This is a genomic window from Protofrankia symbiont of Coriaria ruscifolia, assembly GCF_900634745.1.
Taxonomy (GTDB): Bacteria; Actinomycetota; Actinomycetes; order Frankiales; family Frankiaceae; genus Protofrankia; species Protofrankia californiensis.
In genome coordinates this window covers 1-15217 of the sequence record NZ_CAAAFR010000090.1, presented here as the reverse complement: position 1 = coordinate 15217, position 15217 = coordinate 1, and the positions used below count along the sequence as shown (strand labels likewise).

Here is a 15217-nt window from a genome sequence, read left to right as displayed (position 1 = left end):
CACCCACCCGGAACCGGACGTGGCCACGTCCCGCGCTGTCCCCGTCGAGGACGGGAGCTCACCTCTCAGCCGCGGCCCGGCGGTAGCCCGTCCGAACGGGCGGATGCGCGAGACGGTGCTGGGGGGCTGCTTCCCCGGTCTCCTTCCGGGTAGCGGGTCCGGCGCGCACGAGTGCTGAAGGTGCCACGGACAGGCCCGACACGATACACGCGTTCGGGACCGCCACCAGTTTCTCCACGCTTCTCCACGCAGCACGTCCAGGCATTCGACGGCCACTTCGACGACCACGAATTCGACCCGGTCGCCCACACCATGCACAGTCGAAATGACTACCCGAGAGCGTGGCAATATCGCTACAATTCTCCGGCAGATTGGGTCTGATTAGATGATGAGTGCGCGTGCGCGCGCGTTACCCGGTGGCCGGGGCAACCATCAACATCAGAATACAGTGTGCTCATGTTCACGGCCGCCTGCCTGCCCTTGCTTTCCGGGTCGGCACCGTGCGTATGGTCTGCGCCGTGCCTTCGCGAAGAAGGTGCACGTCGGGCGGCACGCCGAATCCTGCCCCGGCCGACGGAAATCAAACCAATGGCAGGATCGGGGGAACCACTTTTCGGGCGTCGCGTATCAGACGTCCTCGGGGTGAAGCCGCAGAACGCGGCCGGGCAGTCCCAGCCCGAACCCGACAGCTAACCTCGCAGGCGTGGGGAAGGGCATCACCATGTCCCAGGCACGTACTCGCGATCGCGGAGCCAGGCACGCCAAGAAGCGTATCCGCGCAGGAATCACGACGCGTACCCGCGCAATGATCGCCGTCCCGGCCGTTGTTGCCGCTGTCGGCAGCAGCATCGCGATGTCCCAGCCGGCAAGCGCGGCACCGTCCGCGGACCGGGTTCTGTCCGCCATTGTGCAGTGTGAATCCAACGGCAATCCGAGCGTTGTCAACGGGATCGGCGCGGGGGGGCTGTTCCAGTTCCTGCCCCCCACCTGGCGCGGTGTCGGCGGGTCCGGCCTGCCGCAGAATGCCAGTGCCGAGGAGCAGTGGAAACGCGCTCGCATCCTCTACGCGCAGCAGGGCACGAGTCCGTGGTACGCATCCAAGCACTGCTGGGCTGGAAAGATCGGCTAACTGGTTCGTTCCCGGGTAGCCGGCGATATCCCGGTGGAGATCGGACTCCGGTCGGATCTCCACCGGGCGCCTGATCGGAAATCCGAAAGATCTGTTGTTGATCAGTATCTAGGCTGCGGATTTTCCCTCGTCGCAGCGGCCGCGCAGCGGACCCGGATGCTAATTCCGAAATCGTGTCCGAACCCGTGCCGGACGACGGCCTGCCGGCCGGTGACCATCCAGAATCCCGGATGGATAATTCCAGATGGATTCAGAGCCGGGAGCGATCCCGATCCACCCGGCCGAGCGGCGGGCGCATCCGCTCGAGCTCCAATGCGATATCGACCAGATCGATCCGGTCGAGGGTGTGGACCTGGTCGAGATCAACCCACGCGGCCTGGTCGGTCGAACCGCCGACCTCGTGTCGGAGCTCGCCGGCGACCACCCGGGCCGCGTAAATGACCCGCAGGGTGTGCTGGTCGGCTTCGATACCCCCATTACGCTGGAAACAGCGACGTATCGAGTCCAGGCCGAGCAGGGATTCGATCACGACGTCGTATCCCGTTTCCTCCTCGGCCTCGCGGATCGCCGCGGCAGCGGGATCCTCCCCGTGATCGAGACCGCCGCCGGGCAGCGTCCAGAACGTGTCGTTCGTCCCGGCGAAGCGCGCGAGCAGCACCTGCCCGTCCCGGATGCAGACCACGTATGCCGCGAGCCTCAGCTCCCGCGTGAGAACCGGTTGCGCCTCCGCGTCCTCCAACAACCCACTCACCCTTCCGGCAGCAACAACCGACCTGCTTCGCCCCCACGCCCAGCCGTTATGACTGTATTCGCACGCAGCGTGGACGATCCGCGTTCGCAGGCGGAGAGCCGCCGGAGCGAGCCACCGGTATGCCGGGCCGGTTGCGAACCAGATCAGCCATCCAGATCAGCCCGCCAAGCCGCCAGGTCAGCCCTGCGGATCAGCCCGCACGTGTGTTGAGGCCGACGAGCAGATCGGTCGTTGTCGCCTGTTCCTGCGCCGACCCGATCGGCAGCGCCACAAGTTCCGTGACACCGGCGCTCGCCAGCCGTCGGATCTGGCGTTCGACGGAAGCCTCGTCGCCGAGGATGACCGTGTCCCCCGGACCGTCCACGCCCTCCCGGTCGAATACAGCGCGGTAGCTGGGCAGCTGCCCGACCATGGCGAACCGCTGGGCAACCCACCCCCGGCGCGCGTCGGCGTCCGAGGTCACGCATACGAAGGTGAGGGCCACCACACGGGGATCCGGCCGGCCCGCCGCACGGGCGGCCCGGGTGATCGTCGGCACGATATGGTCGGCGAGGGTCGCCGGGCCCGTCCAGGTGGTGACTGTGCCGTCGGCGAGCTCGCCGGCCGTCCGGAGCATCGCGGGGCCGAGCGCACCGATCAGTAGCGACGGCGGCTTGGTACCCGGCGCGTCGACAGCGCCGACGGCTGTGAGGGTTGCGCCCCGGTGGGAGACGCTTTCCCCACGCAGGAGCGGGCCCAGCACGGACAGGTACTCCCGAAGGTGGTCGACGGGCCGGTCGAACGAGTAGCCGAACTGCTCTTCGACGATGACACGGTGGCTCACGCCGATGCCCAGAGTGAGCCGGTTGCCCACGGCCGCCTGAACCGTGAGCGCCTGGCTGGCAAGCACCAGGGGATGACGGGGATAGGTCGGTACCACCGCCGTTCCAAGTTCGATACCAGGCGCATCCCGGCCCACGACCGCCAACGCGGTGAGCGCGTCCCAACCGGCGAACTGGGTCAGCCAGGCGCTGGCGAAGCCGGCCTTCGCCCCGTCGCGGGCCGCCTCCACGACCACGTCCAGCGACCGTCCCTGATCGTCCAGATATATTCCGACACGCATCGGTCCTGCCTTCACTCGTAGACCTTCACCCGTGGACCCGGCATGACCGGACACGGTGGATATAGTTGCTTTCAGTGATGTCTCGGATGCCTACGTCGCGACGAGGTGTACGTGCTCGTAGGCGCCGGCCCCCGGCCGCAGACACACCAGAGGGTGTCGGCTGAGGGACCCGCTCCGCGTTCCAGGCGTCCAGCCATGATCGAAAATCTGGAGCCCGTGTGCGGGAAGCGCGGAAGATTCACATAAAGTGAGTGTCCCTCCAGGTACCGGTCGGCTCCGTCATTTCGACCGTTGCCCCGCTGTGGTCCTCACAACGATTCGGCTACCGAGACGCCAGCCACCGACCTTGGGGCTACCGACCCCGTGGCAGCGGACACGACAGCCGACCGAAAAGAAGTGGACAGGCTCCGCCCCGGAACGTGACATGGATCCGGCGCCCGGCACGGAGGGCTGCGTCATCGGTCGGTCCCCGCACGGTTGCGGTGTCCGTATCGCGCCGCTGATCCGCCTTCGCCGCAGGTTGAGAAGTTGGGGAGATGCCGATGTCCGCCGGAAGGATGCACGTCGGCGAGGTGGACATCGACGCACAGCTTGTGAGCCGGTTGCTCGCGGCGCAGTTCCCCCAGTGGGGGGACCTTCCCGTCGAGCCGGTCCACTCAGCCGGCACCGACAACGCGATCTATCGGCTGGGCGAGGAGATGGCCGTGCGGCTCCCCCGCATCCGCAGAGCTACCGGGCAGGTGGGCAAGGAGCACCGGTGGCTGCCTCTACTGGCCCCGCTCCTCCCGCTCGCCATCCCGGTCCCGCTCGGCAAGGGAAGGCCCGCCGAGGGCTATCCCTGGTCCTGGTCGGTCTACCGGTGGCTCGACGGCGAGAACGCGACCACCGAACGCATCGCCGATCCACACCATGCGGCTACCGAGCTGGGCAGCTTTGTCGCTGCCCTGCACCGGATCGACCCCGACGGCGGACCGCCCCCGGGGGAGCACAACTTCTTGCGCGGCGTGCCGCTGGCCGTACGCGACGCCCAGACCCGCGCTGCGATCGGCTCCCTGTGCGTGCTCGATACCGGCGCGGTGACCGCGGCGTGGGAGGCAGCCCTGCGGGCACCGGCGTGACAGGGTCCGCCCCGCTGGATCCACGGCGATCTCCTCGCGGGGAACCTGCTGGCTCGCCACGGCCGGCTGAGCGCCGTCATCGACTTCGGCGGTCTGGGTGTGGGCGACCCGGCGTGTGACGTGATGGCCGCGTGGACGTTCCTGCCCGCCGCAGTCCGGGAGATGTTCCGAGCGGCGGTGGGGGTTGATGACGCGACCTGGGCGCGGGGTCGCGGATGGGCGCTGTCCGTCGGGCTCATCGCCCTGCCCTACTACCGGGTCAGCAACCCCGTGCTCGCCCGCATCGCCCGGCATGCGATCGACGAAGCCCTCGCCGATCACCATCATCACGCCGCATGACACGGCCGCGAATCCCTGGATACGGAGAAAGCTCGCCACCAGCCGTAGGTGGAAAGTGTCGTCCACGCAGCGGAAACCACCTACGCCTCCTCATAAAACAGGCCACAAGGGGAGAGCCGGACGTTCGGCCTGCTCTGCCGGGAGCCTGGCCTGAATCTGGGCGATGTTGTCAGGACGGGCGTCGAGGGCTTCGGTCAGACGGCGAAACATCAGGTAGTCGATGCCCCTGTATGGGCCGCAGCGATGTGAGCGTCGGCGTCACGGCGCAGATCCTCGGCGAAACGCCGACAGCGCCGAAAGCGAGGGCTGGACAGCGGCTGGGCTTATGGGGATGCCTGGGTGGCTTTGCGCGTTCTCACAGCTGACGACTCAGCCTCGGTGGACTCCTTGAGTCGGTGGACCGGGTGGGTGAAAGCGCGGTAGCGCCAGAAACCGGGGAAGGCCAGGACGGTGGCGAGCATCACCGCCACGGTGAGGATGCCGCCGCCACTGACGGCCCATGTGGTGCCGAGCGCGGCGCCGGCCGCGCCGTGGGCGAGGGAGGCCAGCTGCGGGCCGCCGGCGGCGGCGACGACGTCGATGCCCTGCATCCGCCCACGCATCTCGTCGGTGACCGCTTCCTGCAGGATGGTCTTGCGGAACACGCTCAGAATGATCAGCGCGGCACCTGCCAACATGTGAAAGAACCCGGCCAGGAGCAGGCTGCGGGAGAACCCGAACGCCGTGATGGCCAGCCCCCACGCGCACACCGCCACGGTCACCATCACGCCGTGCCGGCGGACGCCGGTGAAGGTCCCGGACAGCAGGGTGGCGCACAGCGCGCCGGCCGGGGCAGCGGCATAGAGCACGCCGATCGCGAACCCCCCATCGGGTGGATCACCGAAGGTCTCGTGTGCCACCTGTGGGAGCAGCGCGGTGGGGTTCCCGAACAGCATGGCGATGAGGTCGGCGAGATAGGCGACCAGCAGGATCCTGTGCCTCGTCAGGTATCCCACGCCGACGGTGATCTCCCGGAGGCCGGCGCGGCGCGCACCTTCGTGCACCGGTGGGAGCGGGGGCAGCTTCCGCACCGCCCACAGCGTCGTGCCCAGCGCTGCCGCGTCGAGGAGATAGAGCACGCCGATTCCGAGCATCGGCAGCAGCGCCCCCGCGAGGAGCGGGGCGGTGATCCAGCCCAACCAGAGGACGGAGGACTGCAGCGTGTTCGCCGCGGTAAGCAGCTCCGCCGGCACCAGTCGGGGGACGACCGCGCCCCGCACGGCTGTGTTCGCGCCGAACAGGCCCGCCTGCACCGCGACCACCGCCAGCAGGACCGCGACCGACCGCAGTCCGAGTACCGCCTGGACCCACAGCGTGATCGACGTGGCTGTGATACCGAGGTTGGTCACCAGCATCATCCGGCGCCGGTCGACGACGTCCGCGATCGCGCCCGCCCACAACCCTGAGATCACCAGCGGGCCGAGGCCCGCCAACCCGGCCAGCCCGACGTAGACCGATGACCGGGTGATGTCGTAGATCTGCAACGGCACCGCGACCGCGGTGAGCCCACTGCCCACCGCCGTGACGACGGTGGATCCCCACAACCGGCCGTACGGCCGAACCCGCAGCGGACGAATATCGACCATCAGACGCATCCACCACCGCCGAACGTGTACTCGTCGACACGCTTGCTCAGGCTCTGACGCATCCGGCGGCATGAATCGGTATCCGGTGCACCGCCGAGCACAGATACCGGGTGGCCCCAGATCGGGATTGTGCTCGGGCATGGCGGACCGGACAGGGGCCGGCGTTGGATCGGGGGATACGGCGGCTGGCCGTCCAACGGCCTCCCTCAGTCCGGGCAGTGCGCGTCACCCGGTTGTGGCGAGCCGCCGCAGTGTGGGCACGCACTGGTTCCCGATGTCGTCATTCTGTCGGCTCCGTGACAGTCATCGTGATGCCTGTTGGACCGACCGGTCGGCACGCCACAACGGCGAGCGCCTCTGGGAACGGCCCATCGGTTGATCAGGGCGCAGTATTGCACGGTCGCGATACCACGGTGACGGTGAGGGTCTTCAGGGGAGGTGAAGCGCGGGCACCTGCCATCCGTGACTACCGAACGTAAGAAAAAGGTGTGACTCGATTCGACTTCGCGGGGACGCCCGACAATCTTCCGGCCAGTTTTCGATGGTCTCGCCACCAGTTGATGCCATGGCTTCCGGCATGAATCTTGTCCGCGTCCTACGGGGGCGTTTCCACGCCCGTAGGAGGCGATGGTGTGGACCTGCGTCGCATGTGGGTCGTCCCAACGACCGGGCATCCGTTTCTGCACCGCGTGCGGAACGGCGTCGCCGTCCACGGCGCAAACCCCTCCTGTTCGTCCCGACCCGCGCTATGACGAAACGGGCAAAACGGCCCCTGCGGGGACCATCGACAGCCTGCTCACCGGGAGCGGGGCCACCAGGGGCGCCGTCGGCGCCGCGGTTGAGCGGGTCGCCCACTGCACCGACCTGAGCGGCGCGGAGGCCGATCTTCTCAGCGCCGCGACCGGTCGGGACGCACTCGCCAACGAACTGGACGGGCTCACCGTCAACGCCATACCCGGTGGAAGGGACATAGCCGCCGACCTGCGGTCGGCATGGTTGGAGTCGGCGGCGGCGGACCGTGCCTACGGAGCATGGGCACACGAGGTCACCGGCGTCTGCGTCTCGACGGCACCCGCGACGCCCTCCAGTGTCCTCGCCCAACAACGGGTGCCGGTAAGAAACGTGTCAGCAGGTGCAAACGCGGGTGATCTTGTGTTGTGCCTCCTTGTGGGCGTGGGCTGTTGGCGCCCGGCGAGCCGGGCCATGATGTTCGGCCGTGGCCCGAATGCTGGATCTCGATGAGCTCGTTGAGCACTGGACGTTGCTGGATGACGAGCGGGATCTGATCGCTGGCAAGCGCGGGCCGACGCGGCTCGGGTTCGCGGTGCTGTTGAAGTTCTTTACCCAGCTGGGCCGGTTCCCGCGGGGCCGCAGCGAGCTGCCGGACGAAGCCGTGGAGTATGTGGCCCGTCAGGTCGGGGTGGAGCCCGGCGACATGGGCTTCTACGAGTGGACCGGCCGCACGATCAAGTACCACCGGGCGCAGATCCGTGAGCACCTGGGCTTCCGGGAGTGCTCGGTCGCCGACGCGGACAAGCTGGCCGAGTGGTTGGCCGGCAACGTGTGCGAGACCGAGCGGCGTTCGGAGCTGGTCCGCGGTGAACTGCTGGCGCGCTGCCGCATCGAGCGGATCGAACCTCCGGCCGCCGGCCGGATTGATCGGATCGTGCGCTCGGCGCTGCACCAGGCCGAGCAGGCGCTGACCGCCCGGATCGCCGGGCGTCTGCCTGCCGATATCGCCGGCCGGCTGCGCGCCCTGGTCGCTGTCGACGTCCCGGACGACGACACCGGCGAGGATTCCGTGCTCGCGTTGATCAAGTCGGTGCCGGGCAACGTGAGCCTGGACTCGATGCTCACCGAGATCCGCAAGCTGCGGGCGGTCCGCGCGGTCGACCTGCCCGACGGGCTGTTCGCCGACGTCGCCCCGCGGATGGTCGCGGCCTGGCGGACCCGGGCCGCGGTGGAGTCCCCGTCACACCTGCGCGATCACCCCGACCCGCTGCTGCTGGCGCTGCTCGCGGCGATGGTCGAGGGCGCGATGCGCCACGGCACGGCGATGGAGGTCGAGGGGAACTACGTCGACTCCCACGGCCAGTCCGAGATCGGCTTCGGTATCACTCGGCTACTCGGCTTTGACCTGCTGCCCCGCATCAAACGGATCAACAAGGTCCGTCTCTACCGGCCGGCTGCTGGCGAGCCGGACACCTACCCGCGGCTCGCGCCGGTGCTGACGCGGCCGATCCGCTGGGATCTCGTCGCCGAACAGTACGACCAGATGATCAAATATGCCACCGCGATCCGGACCGGCACCGCCTCCGTCGAGGCGATCCTGCGCCGATTCACCCGCACGAACGCGATCCACCCCACCTACCAGGCAATGATCGAGGTCGGCCGGGCGCAGCGGACCCTCTTCGTCGCCCGCTACCTGCGCGACCGCGACCTGCAACGCGAGATCAACGAAGGCCTGAACGTCGTCGAGTCCTGGAACCGCGCCAACAGCGTCATCTTCTTCGGCAAGGGCGGCGACATCGCCACCAACCGCCGCGATGAGCAGGAGCTCTCCGTGCTCTGTCTGCGGGTGCTGCAGGCCGCGCTCGTCTACGTCAACACCCTCATGGTCCAGGACGTGCTCGCCGACGACGACTGGGCCGAGCAGTTGACCGACGCCGACCGGCGCGGGCTGACCCCTCTGTTCTGGACCTATGTCGCCCCCTACGGCGAGGTGAAACTCGACATGACCAGCCGCCTGACACTCGGCGTGTCCACCGCGGCGCCGCTGGTGTAGGCCCGGCCTGTCAGGCCTCGGGTCGGGGAAGGGACCGAGGCATGCCGGGTCCGGCTGGTAGCTGTATCCCCCGCCAGGAAGAGTTCGGCGACGCTCGTCACGTGTCGTATGCGTCGCGTGCGAGGGTGGATAGCGCCGCTCGTAGATCGGCGTGAAGCTGGTTGTGTGCCGCGCTAATCGCATGTTCCTTCTTCGTCCGCTCCGCGCGATACAGGTAAACGGGGCCGACCCGGAGACTCTCCTCCTCCCAGCTGTAGCGCGCGTGTACATGCCCGTGGAGATGCGGCCAGAGGTTCCCCAGCACCTCGTAGTTGATCCGCAGAAAGTCTTCGTCTCGAGCCGCGCATACCTGAGAGACAGCCTCACCGAGAAGGGACAGGTCGAAAAGAAAGTCCATCCGCTCCGGGCGAGGAAGGTCAGTCAGATGGTTTGCCGATCCGGCGTAGACGAGCAGGCAGTAGCCGGGGAGATGCTGAGTGCTGCCCAGCACTGCCCATCCAGTGCGCATTCGGTGGAGAACCTGGGGTTCCTCGCCGCTTTCCAACGTGGTAAGCCATTCGCTGCTCATATCCACGCCCTCCGTGCCCGGCGCTGTGTCTGCGCGGTCTATGCCAACGGGCGCCATACGTTAGCATAAGCACATGATCGATCGGGTCGCTACGTTGTGTGATCTGGCTGAAGGTCACTGAACCTTTCCCGGTAACCGTCGGTGGCGTTGAGTGACATCAACGCCGTGTTGGTGTTGTGTGCGTCAGGTGGTCCTGCGGTACTCGGTGTGGAGGATGACGAGAGCGGCCTTCGCGACGAGCCCGATCTTCCAGGGGTCGATGGTGATGTTGTGAAGCAGCCGGAAAGTGACCTTGAGCAGGGCGTTCGCGCGTTCACCGACGGCGCGCAGCGCGTTGTGGATCCGGTTGTGCGCCTTCTGTTCGTCGGTGAGGGTGCCGCCTTTGGGTTTCTTGTACGCGATCGCGAGCGGACCGGCCGGGCTTCCTAACCCTTCGTAACCGAGGTCGAACAGGACCTCGTGCAGATCGGCGGCCCACTCCTCGAGGATCGGCAGCGCGCCGGAGGCGCGCAGGGCGGTGGAGTCGTGCTCGCGGCCGGGCCGGACATCGGAAACCCACAGCGGCCAGCCGTCGTCGGGGGCGGACAGGACCTGGATGTTGCCGCCGCGGTTGGCGATCTTGCCGGACCGCCACAGGTCCACGCCCTCGGTCGGGCCGGGCACCCGCAGCCGGTCGGTTTCGATGACAGTGCCATCGACGATCACATGGTCGTAGCCGGCGATCCGGGCCCGCATCAGCGCTTCGCGCAGGTCGGGGGCCTGCCAGGCGAGCACGGCGACGCCCTCGTGCGGGTAGCGGTAACCCACGGACCGGGACACGCCGTGATCTTTGAAGAGCTGTTTGGCCTTGAGTCCGTCGCAGAACCAGCGCAGGACCATCACGGCCTGCTCCAGCGTAGACAGGGTGCGGGTGCCGGTGCGGGTGCCGCGTCGTTGACGTTCCGCGATCAGCAGACTCGCCAGGCGGAAGACGGTGTGATCGCCGAGAGGCAGCTCGGCGGTGTATGTGAAACTCATCGAGGCGCGGGGTTCCTTCGAGGTTGCTCTTTGGTCGGAACAACCTTCCTAACGGAGCCCCGCGCCTTCGCTGTCACAGCCCCAGGAACGCTCACACCCCGTAACGGTCACCGAACGTCACGGATCGTTGCTGGGAATGGCTCAGTGGCAGACGGTGGGCCTGGCCCGCACCCTGATGCGGCAACATCCCCTGCTGCTGATCCTCGACGAACCCGCCGCGGCCCTCGACGCCTCCGCCGAGCACGACCTGTTCGAGCGCTACGCATCCTCGGCCGGGCAGGCCGGACAGGAGGACGGCGGCATCACCGTGCTCATCTCCCACCGCTTCTCCACCGTGGGAATGGCCGACCTCATCGCCGTCCTCGACCACGGCCAGCTCACCGAATACGGCACCCACCGCGAACTCATGACCGCCGCCGGGCTCTACGCCGAACTATTCACCCTCCAGGCCCGCGCCTACCACTAACCCAATTTCCAGACCTATCTAGATAGATCAGACGAGCATGAGACCCGCTCCCTCAGCCCGCCAGCATCCTGCTGCTGGTCCAGCGCTCGCCAACAACGTCAGCGGCCGGACATCTGACGCTCGCCATCTATCCTCGATTCCTACAGCGCCGCCGGCGCATGATCTCTCTTATGGTCGTCCTGCTCTTGGTCCGTCACGCCATGTCCGTCACTCCGACCCTCGATGGCCCTGACGAGCACCATCGGCCGCTCACCAAGGCAGGCCGCGAGCAGGCGGCCGCCCTTGCGGCAGCCCTCGCTGGCTTCGGCGTCTCGCAGGTCGTGTCCAGCCCGTACCTTCGCGCTGTCCAGACCATCGAACCGACCGCCCAGGCCCTGGGACTGCCCGTATGTCACCGTGACGATCTCCGCGAGTGGCGGTCAGGTCTGGCCCCGGCCCCAGACTGGCAGGCCCACTACGAGCAGAGCTGGAATCAGCCCGATCTCGCCATCGGCACCGGCGAGACACTCGCCGATCTCACCAACCGCGCAGGGAACGCCGTTTGTGATCTTGTGGCGTCAGCATCGCCCACGACGACGATCCTGGCCGCGACGCACGGCACGTGGATTGCCCGCGCGCTCCTCTGCGCCTTCTGGCTGTCGATGCCTATGCCTGCGACATACAAGCTCAGCTTCGACGGGCCTCACCTGCGCAGCGCCCTGGGCCCGGGCCTCGAGAGCCCCGACCGGGTGCATCCGAACGACCAGTCCCGCTAAGCCGCCTGCCTGCGGCCCGCTAACGGGACTTTTCGTTCCGATGTTCCTCAAGGGCCGACACCATTCGCAAACCTCGGAGAACGAGGTCGCGACTGCTCACCGCTCATCCGAACAGTGAGCAGCAGGAACCACCGGAAAGCTCTCCAGGAATGATCAGAGCTGTTCCAGTCGATCGGCTGCCCGGCCCAGCGTTCTCGGCACCCGCCGCCCCAGCCGTAGGTGGAAAGTGTCGTCCGCACAGCGGAAACCACCTACAGCGGAAGGAAGCGTAGGTGGAAAAAGCTGTCGGGACGACCGAAAGCACCTACGCCTCCTTGTAACGGCAGTTACGAACAGGCCACAAGGGGAGAGCCGGACGCTCGGCCTGCTCTGCCAGGAGCCTGGCCTGAAGCTCGGCGATGTCGTCAGGATAGACGTCGAGGGCTTCGGCCAGACGGCGAAACGTCAGGTAGTCGATGCCTCTGGCGCGGGCCGCAGCGATGTGGGCGTCGGCATCGCGGCGCAGGTCCTCGGCGAAACGCCGACGGTGTCGAAAGCGAGGGCTGGACAGCCGCTGGGCCTTCTCGCGTTCGTAATCGATTTCCGAGATGCCGCAGACACGACGGATGACATCCTCGGCCTGGGCGAGCGTGCCGGTATCGGTGAGGGACGCGACATGCCGGGTGCTGGGGACGAGGGTAGCCAGATCGACACCGTAGATGTCGACGCTGTGGTCGGTGAGTTCGACCGGAGTGCCGTTGTCGCGAATCTCGACGGTGCCACGGGCTCCGAGTGCGGCTGCGATGAGCAGGGCGGTTGCTTCGGTGGGGTGCCAGGCAAGGACGTCGAGTGCTGGCTGTACCTCGTCACTGTGCAGCCGGTGAAGGATCCGTCCGCCGAGTGCCTCGACGCGGGAGAGAACCTCGGACTCGGACAGCTCGCCGTCGAGTCCGGGACCGGCGGTGAGGATCTCGACCGGGACGGGCAGACCCGTGCATGCGGCGAGGGCCAGTCCGTCGGCAAGTGGGCTTCGGAGTCCGGGCTCGTCGCCACGGGCCACGACGTCACCACCGACGTCGACAACCCATACCCGGTCTGCGCCGGTGATCTCGACCAGTTCGGTGACTTGGCGGCGGATACCGCCCGCCCCGCCGCTCGGATCGATGAGATGAAGGCGGGCATCTGTCTGGCCGGCCAGACGCGGGAGAGTGGATCGACCTGGCGGCACCGTGTCCGTTTTTGGCATGATCTGCCAGTTGAACCGTCCAACGGAAACGAGAGCTGTGAAGCCGTCGGGGCCGCGTGGCCCAGGTAACGGATCGATGCGCAGGCGTTCCCACGCGTAGGTGAGGACGAGTGGCAAGGCTGCGGACGTCCGAAGGATGCGGTGGATGATCGTTGCGGCCAAGGCGTCACCTCCGCCACCGGCCGCTACCAGGAGAACGCCCACGACCAACAGCCTACGAATCACGCCCTTTTTGGTTCATGGGAAAATTGGCGTATGGTCCGACTGGACTTGACCACTAGCCAAAGGTCGCCAGTGATGCCGGAGATCCAACAGGCCCTCCCGAAGTACCTCCAGATCGCCAACCACATCCGGGACAAGATCCTGGCCGGTGACCTGCGTCCCGGGGACGAGGTTCCGTCGGAACGTGCCCTTGCCGCGGACTGGAAGGTCAGCCGGCCGACGACGACGAAGGCGTTGGAAGCGCTGCGTACCCAGGGACTGGTGGGCTCACGGCAGGGGGCGGGCACGTTCGTGCTGGACCAGATACGCCTACACCGGCGTGCCCGGGACCGCTACCGGCACTCGCGCGAGACCGGGAAGGTCTATGCAACCGACGAGTGGGCGGAAATCGCCGCTGCGGAGATCACGGATCTAACGGAGTATGCGGCGGAGGCTTTGGAGTTGCCGTATCCGGGGCAGGGCATCCGCCGTCGCCGGATCACGAACTCCGAGGGCGGTCCTCGTTCGGAGGTGTCGACATCCTGGTATTCCCCGGCGCTGGCGGAGGTCGCGCCGCTGCTCCTCCAGCGGGAGCGAATCCGACAAGGCACCCTCGCCTACGTCGAGGAGAAGACCGGCCGGCGAGGCAAATATGCACGGGACACCATCGCCGCGCGGCTCGCTACCGACACCGAGCGTATGGAACTGGAGCTTGGCAACGGGCCGTCAGCTGTGCTTATGGTCCACCACACGGTGTACGACGCCCAGCAGCGCCCGATCGAGTTCGCCGAGGCCGTATACCCACCGGACAAGTGGACCTTCGAACAGGGCTACTCAATGATCGACTAGCTCAGCACCGTTCCCGCTCCATATGTAGGCGAGCAGTCCGTGTGCCCTGCACCTAACCGTCCCACCGAGAGAGGAGATCGCAGGTGGCTGTATCCGATCACGAGATGGTGTTAGAGCTGGGAATGAGTAAACAGGAACTGATCCGTACGGTCGAAGCCGGTGTGCCTCCGCGTGCACGGCTGGCAAGCGTTGACGGTGACGTCGACCTCACGCTAATTTGGCGAGTCCGCGACGGAGCCGCCTGGCCGGACGCCGACGCGGCAGCGGCGGCAGAGGAACGCGCATGGCGTGTCTGGATAGAGGCGGACGCCCGGGCGCAGGAGCTGGCCCGAGCCGAACGCGCCGCGTTCGAACAGGTGGCGGCGGCACGGGATGCCTGGCGTGAGGCTGTCCGGGTACTGGCTCAGGTCGCCCCGGCCCAGGCAGTTGACCCGTACGGTCTTCCCGTCGCACCGGACGATGGCGATACTCCACCCGACGGCAAGCGTGAGGAGGGACAGCGTGTTTGACGATCAACGCACCAGTCCGGCCCTCTACGCCTTGGTCCATCTCCCGGACGCCGACCCGATCCCGTCAGTCGCGGAAGTCGTGCTGATGTTCTCGTCACCTGCCGAAGCCGATGCGCACGCTACGTACCATGGCTACTCCAGCTACCGGGTCGCCTCGGTGACCTTCGCTATCCCGGCCCAGTCACCCAGACGATAGCCAGCATAAAGAGATCTTCGTAAGCGATTTTTGCAAGCCAACTGGCATATGCCACTCTTCTGGCCAGTTAATTAGTCCACTGGCCAGAAGAGTGGCCTGGCGGGAAAGAGTCGAGCCGGTACGGGACAGGGAATGATCGTCATAGGACCGCATCGGATGCCAGTCCGCTTTGAAGACATGTTTCCGCACAGCGCGTTCATGCTCTCTCGACCAGCCCTGCGGGTGAGGAGACCCTGCCGATGATGGCGCGGGTCTCGTCCGGACTGGCCGCGATCCTCGCTGGCAGCTCATAGCAGGACAGGGCCGCGCCGGAGAAGCGCGATCAGATCGTTCCGAGGGCGCCTGTGTCTCAAGCTTGTGCCTGCTCCCGACCTTCTGGCCCCTCTATGCCACCACTCAGCGTCGTTTGGCAGCTGGTGACGCAGGCCCGAGTCCTGCAACAGGACGCCGAGTCAGGACGAGAGCTACGCGGCTCCACCAGCGGTCCCTTTGCCGTCCAGCATCAATCAGTATCGTTTCGTATTTTTGTTTCGAATCAAAACGTAACATTCGAAATGAAACTTCTATGGCTCTGACGCCCGA

The 15217-nt window shown here is 66.9% G+C and carries 13 protein-coding genes, 2 pseudogenes and 1 riboswitch; of the genes and pseudogenes, 9 read left to right on the top strand and 6 right to left on the bottom strand.

Translation table 11 applies throughout. From position 1 onward, the window contains the following. The first annotated feature begins 542 nt into the window (after positions 1 to 542). Positions 543 to 719: riboswitch (cyclic di-AMP (ydaO/yuaA leader) on the top strand. A gap of 2 nt (positions 720 to 721) precedes the next feature. Beyond that, positions 722 to 1129 (top strand): transglycosylase family protein, encoded by a 408-nt coding sequence (locus CV1CTNOD_RS11915; RefSeq protein WP_131786174.1) that lies wholly within the window; start codon positions 722 to 724, stop codon positions 1127 to 1129. A gap of 250 nt (positions 1130 to 1379) precedes the next feature. Here CV1CTNOD_RS11915 and CV1CTNOD_RS11910 read toward each other — a convergent pair whose 3' ends face one another. Together CV1CTNOD_RS11910 and CV1CTNOD_RS11905 are read right to left on the bottom strand one after the other, a co-directional pair. Next, entirely contained in the window at positions 1380 to 1880 is a 501-nt protein-coding gene (locus tag CV1CTNOD_RS11910) for an NUDIX hydrolase (RefSeq protein ID WP_131786173.1), read from the bottom strand. 190 nt (positions 1881 to 2070) lie between these two features. Beyond that, positions 2071 to 2982 (bottom strand): LLM class F420-dependent oxidoreductase, encoded by a 912-nt coding sequence (locus tag CV1CTNOD_RS11905; protein WP_131786172.1) that lies wholly within the window; start codon positions 2980 to 2982, stop codon positions 2071 to 2073. A 536-nt stretch (positions 2983 to 3518) separates the two neighbouring features. Here CV1CTNOD_RS11905 and CV1CTNOD_RS11900 point away from each other — a divergent pair. Further along, positions 3519 to 4439: pseudogene (locus tag CV1CTNOD_RS11900) on the top strand (aminoglycoside phosphotransferase family protein). 323 nt (positions 4440 to 4762) lie between these two features. Here the strand turns inward: CV1CTNOD_RS11900 and CV1CTNOD_RS11895 are convergent. Next, on the bottom strand, positions 4763 to 6073 hold the full coding sequence (locus CV1CTNOD_RS11895; RefSeq protein ID WP_431607102.1) for an MFS transporter: 1311 nt from the start codon (positions 6071 to 6073) through the stop codon (positions 4763 to 4765). 621 nt (positions 6074 to 6694) lie between these two features. Between CV1CTNOD_RS11895 and CV1CTNOD_RS11890 the strand changes: the two genes are divergently transcribed. Together CV1CTNOD_RS11890 and CV1CTNOD_RS11885 are read left to right on the top strand one after the other, a co-directional pair. Then, on the top strand, positions 6695 to 7306 hold the full coding sequence (locus CV1CTNOD_RS11890) for a hypothetical protein (RefSeq protein WP_207386372.1): 612 nt from the start codon (positions 6695 to 6697) through the stop codon (positions 7304 to 7306). A gap of 52 nt (positions 7307 to 7358) precedes the next feature. Beyond that, positions 7359 to 8849 (top strand): annotated as a pseudogene (locus CV1CTNOD_RS11885) (Tn3 family transposase); the annotation flags it as partial. A gap of 97 nt (positions 8850 to 8946) precedes the next feature. On the opposite strand, the gene CV1CTNOD_RS11880 reads toward CV1CTNOD_RS11885, so the two are convergent. Both CV1CTNOD_RS11880 and CV1CTNOD_RS11875 read right to left on the bottom strand, forming a co-directional pair. After that, complete coding sequence (locus tag CV1CTNOD_RS11880) at positions 8947 to 9417, bottom strand: HIT family protein (RefSeq protein ID WP_242606616.1); 471 nt, start codon at positions 9415 to 9417, stop codon at positions 8947 to 8949. A gap of 183 nt (positions 9418 to 9600) precedes the next feature. Continuing rightward, the gene (locus CV1CTNOD_RS11875) at positions 9601 to 10434 is read right to left on the bottom strand and encodes a transposase family protein (RefSeq protein ID WP_131786167.1); all 834 of its coding nucleotides are present in this window, start codon (positions 10432 to 10434) and stop codon (positions 9601 to 9603) included. A 136-nt stretch (positions 10435 to 10570) separates the two neighbouring features. On the opposite strand from CV1CTNOD_RS11875, the gene CV1CTNOD_RS11870 reads away from it, so the two are divergent. Continuing rightward, a complete protein-coding gene (locus CV1CTNOD_RS11870) occupies positions 10571 to 10900 on the top strand; it encodes a hypothetical protein (protein WP_131786166.1) in 330 nt (109 codons plus the stop codon). A gap of 158 nt (positions 10901 to 11058) precedes the next feature. Then, positions 11059 to 11655, top strand: coding sequence for a histidine phosphatase family protein (locus CV1CTNOD_RS11865; protein WP_347402924.1), 597 nt, complete (start codon positions 11059 to 11061; stop codon positions 11653 to 11655). A gap of 304 nt (positions 11656 to 11959) precedes the next feature. Here CV1CTNOD_RS11865 and CV1CTNOD_RS11860 read toward each other — a convergent pair whose 3' ends face one another. Continuing rightward, entirely contained in the window at positions 11960 to 13084 is a 1125-nt protein-coding gene (locus tag CV1CTNOD_RS11860; protein ID WP_165485459.1) for a DUF1152 domain-containing protein, read from the bottom strand. Between the two features lie 93 nt (positions 13085 to 13177). Between CV1CTNOD_RS11860 and CV1CTNOD_RS11855 the strand changes: the two genes are divergently transcribed. From CV1CTNOD_RS11855 to CV1CTNOD_RS11845, 3 genes are all read left to right on the top strand, one after another. Further along, a complete protein-coding gene (locus CV1CTNOD_RS11855; RefSeq protein WP_131766862.1) occupies positions 13178 to 13930 on the top strand; it encodes a GntR family transcriptional regulator in 753 nt (250 codons plus the stop codon). 83 nt (positions 13931 to 14013) lie between these two features. Then, positions 14014 to 14439 carry a hypothetical protein gene (locus CV1CTNOD_RS11850; protein ID WP_131766861.1) on the top strand — a complete coding sequence of 142 codons (426 nt, stop codon included), beginning with the start codon at positions 14014 to 14016 and terminating at the stop codon, positions 14437 to 14439. Then, positions 14432 to 14635 (top strand): hypothetical protein, encoded by a 204-nt coding sequence (locus CV1CTNOD_RS11845; RefSeq protein WP_131786163.1) that lies wholly within the window; start codon positions 14432 to 14434, stop codon positions 14633 to 14635. The genes CV1CTNOD_RS11850 and CV1CTNOD_RS11845 overlap by 8 nt, the downstream gene beginning before the upstream one ends. Positions 14636 to 15217 lie beyond the last annotated feature (582 nt).

Excerpts from the sequence above, each read along its gene's own strand:
- CV1CTNOD_RS11915 (WP_131786174.1), top strand. The coding sequence starts at position 722 with ATGTCCCAGGCACGTACTCGCGATCGCGGAGCCAGGCACGCCAAGAAG.
- CV1CTNOD_RS11870 (WP_131786166.1), top strand. The coding sequence starts at position 10,571 with ATGGCTCAGTGGCAGACGGTGGGCCTGGCCCGCACCCTGATGCGGCAA.
- CV1CTNOD_RS11905 (WP_131786172.1), bottom strand. The coding sequence starts at position 2,982 with ATGCGTGTCGGAATATATCTGGACGATCAGGGACGGTCGCTGGACGTG.
- CV1CTNOD_RS11895 (WP_431607102.1), bottom strand. The coding sequence starts at position 6,073 with ATGCGTCTGATGGTCGATATTCGTCCGCTGCGGGTTCGGCCGTACGGC.
- CV1CTNOD_RS11865 (WP_347402924.1), top strand. The coding sequence starts at position 11,059 with ATGATCTCTCTTATGGTCGTCCTGCTCTTGGTCCGTCACGCCATGTCC.
- CV1CTNOD_RS11875 (WP_131786167.1), bottom strand. The coding sequence starts at position 10,434 with ATGAGTTTCACATACACCGCCGAGCTGCCTCTCGGCGATCACACCGTC.
- CV1CTNOD_RS11855 (WP_131766862.1), top strand. The coding sequence starts at position 13,178 with ATGCCGGAGATCCAACAGGCCCTCCCGAAGTACCTCCAGATCGCCAAC.
- CV1CTNOD_RS11880 (WP_242606616.1), bottom strand. The coding sequence starts at position 9,417 with ATGAGCAGCGAATGGCTTACCACGTTGGAAAGCGGCGAGGAACCCCAG.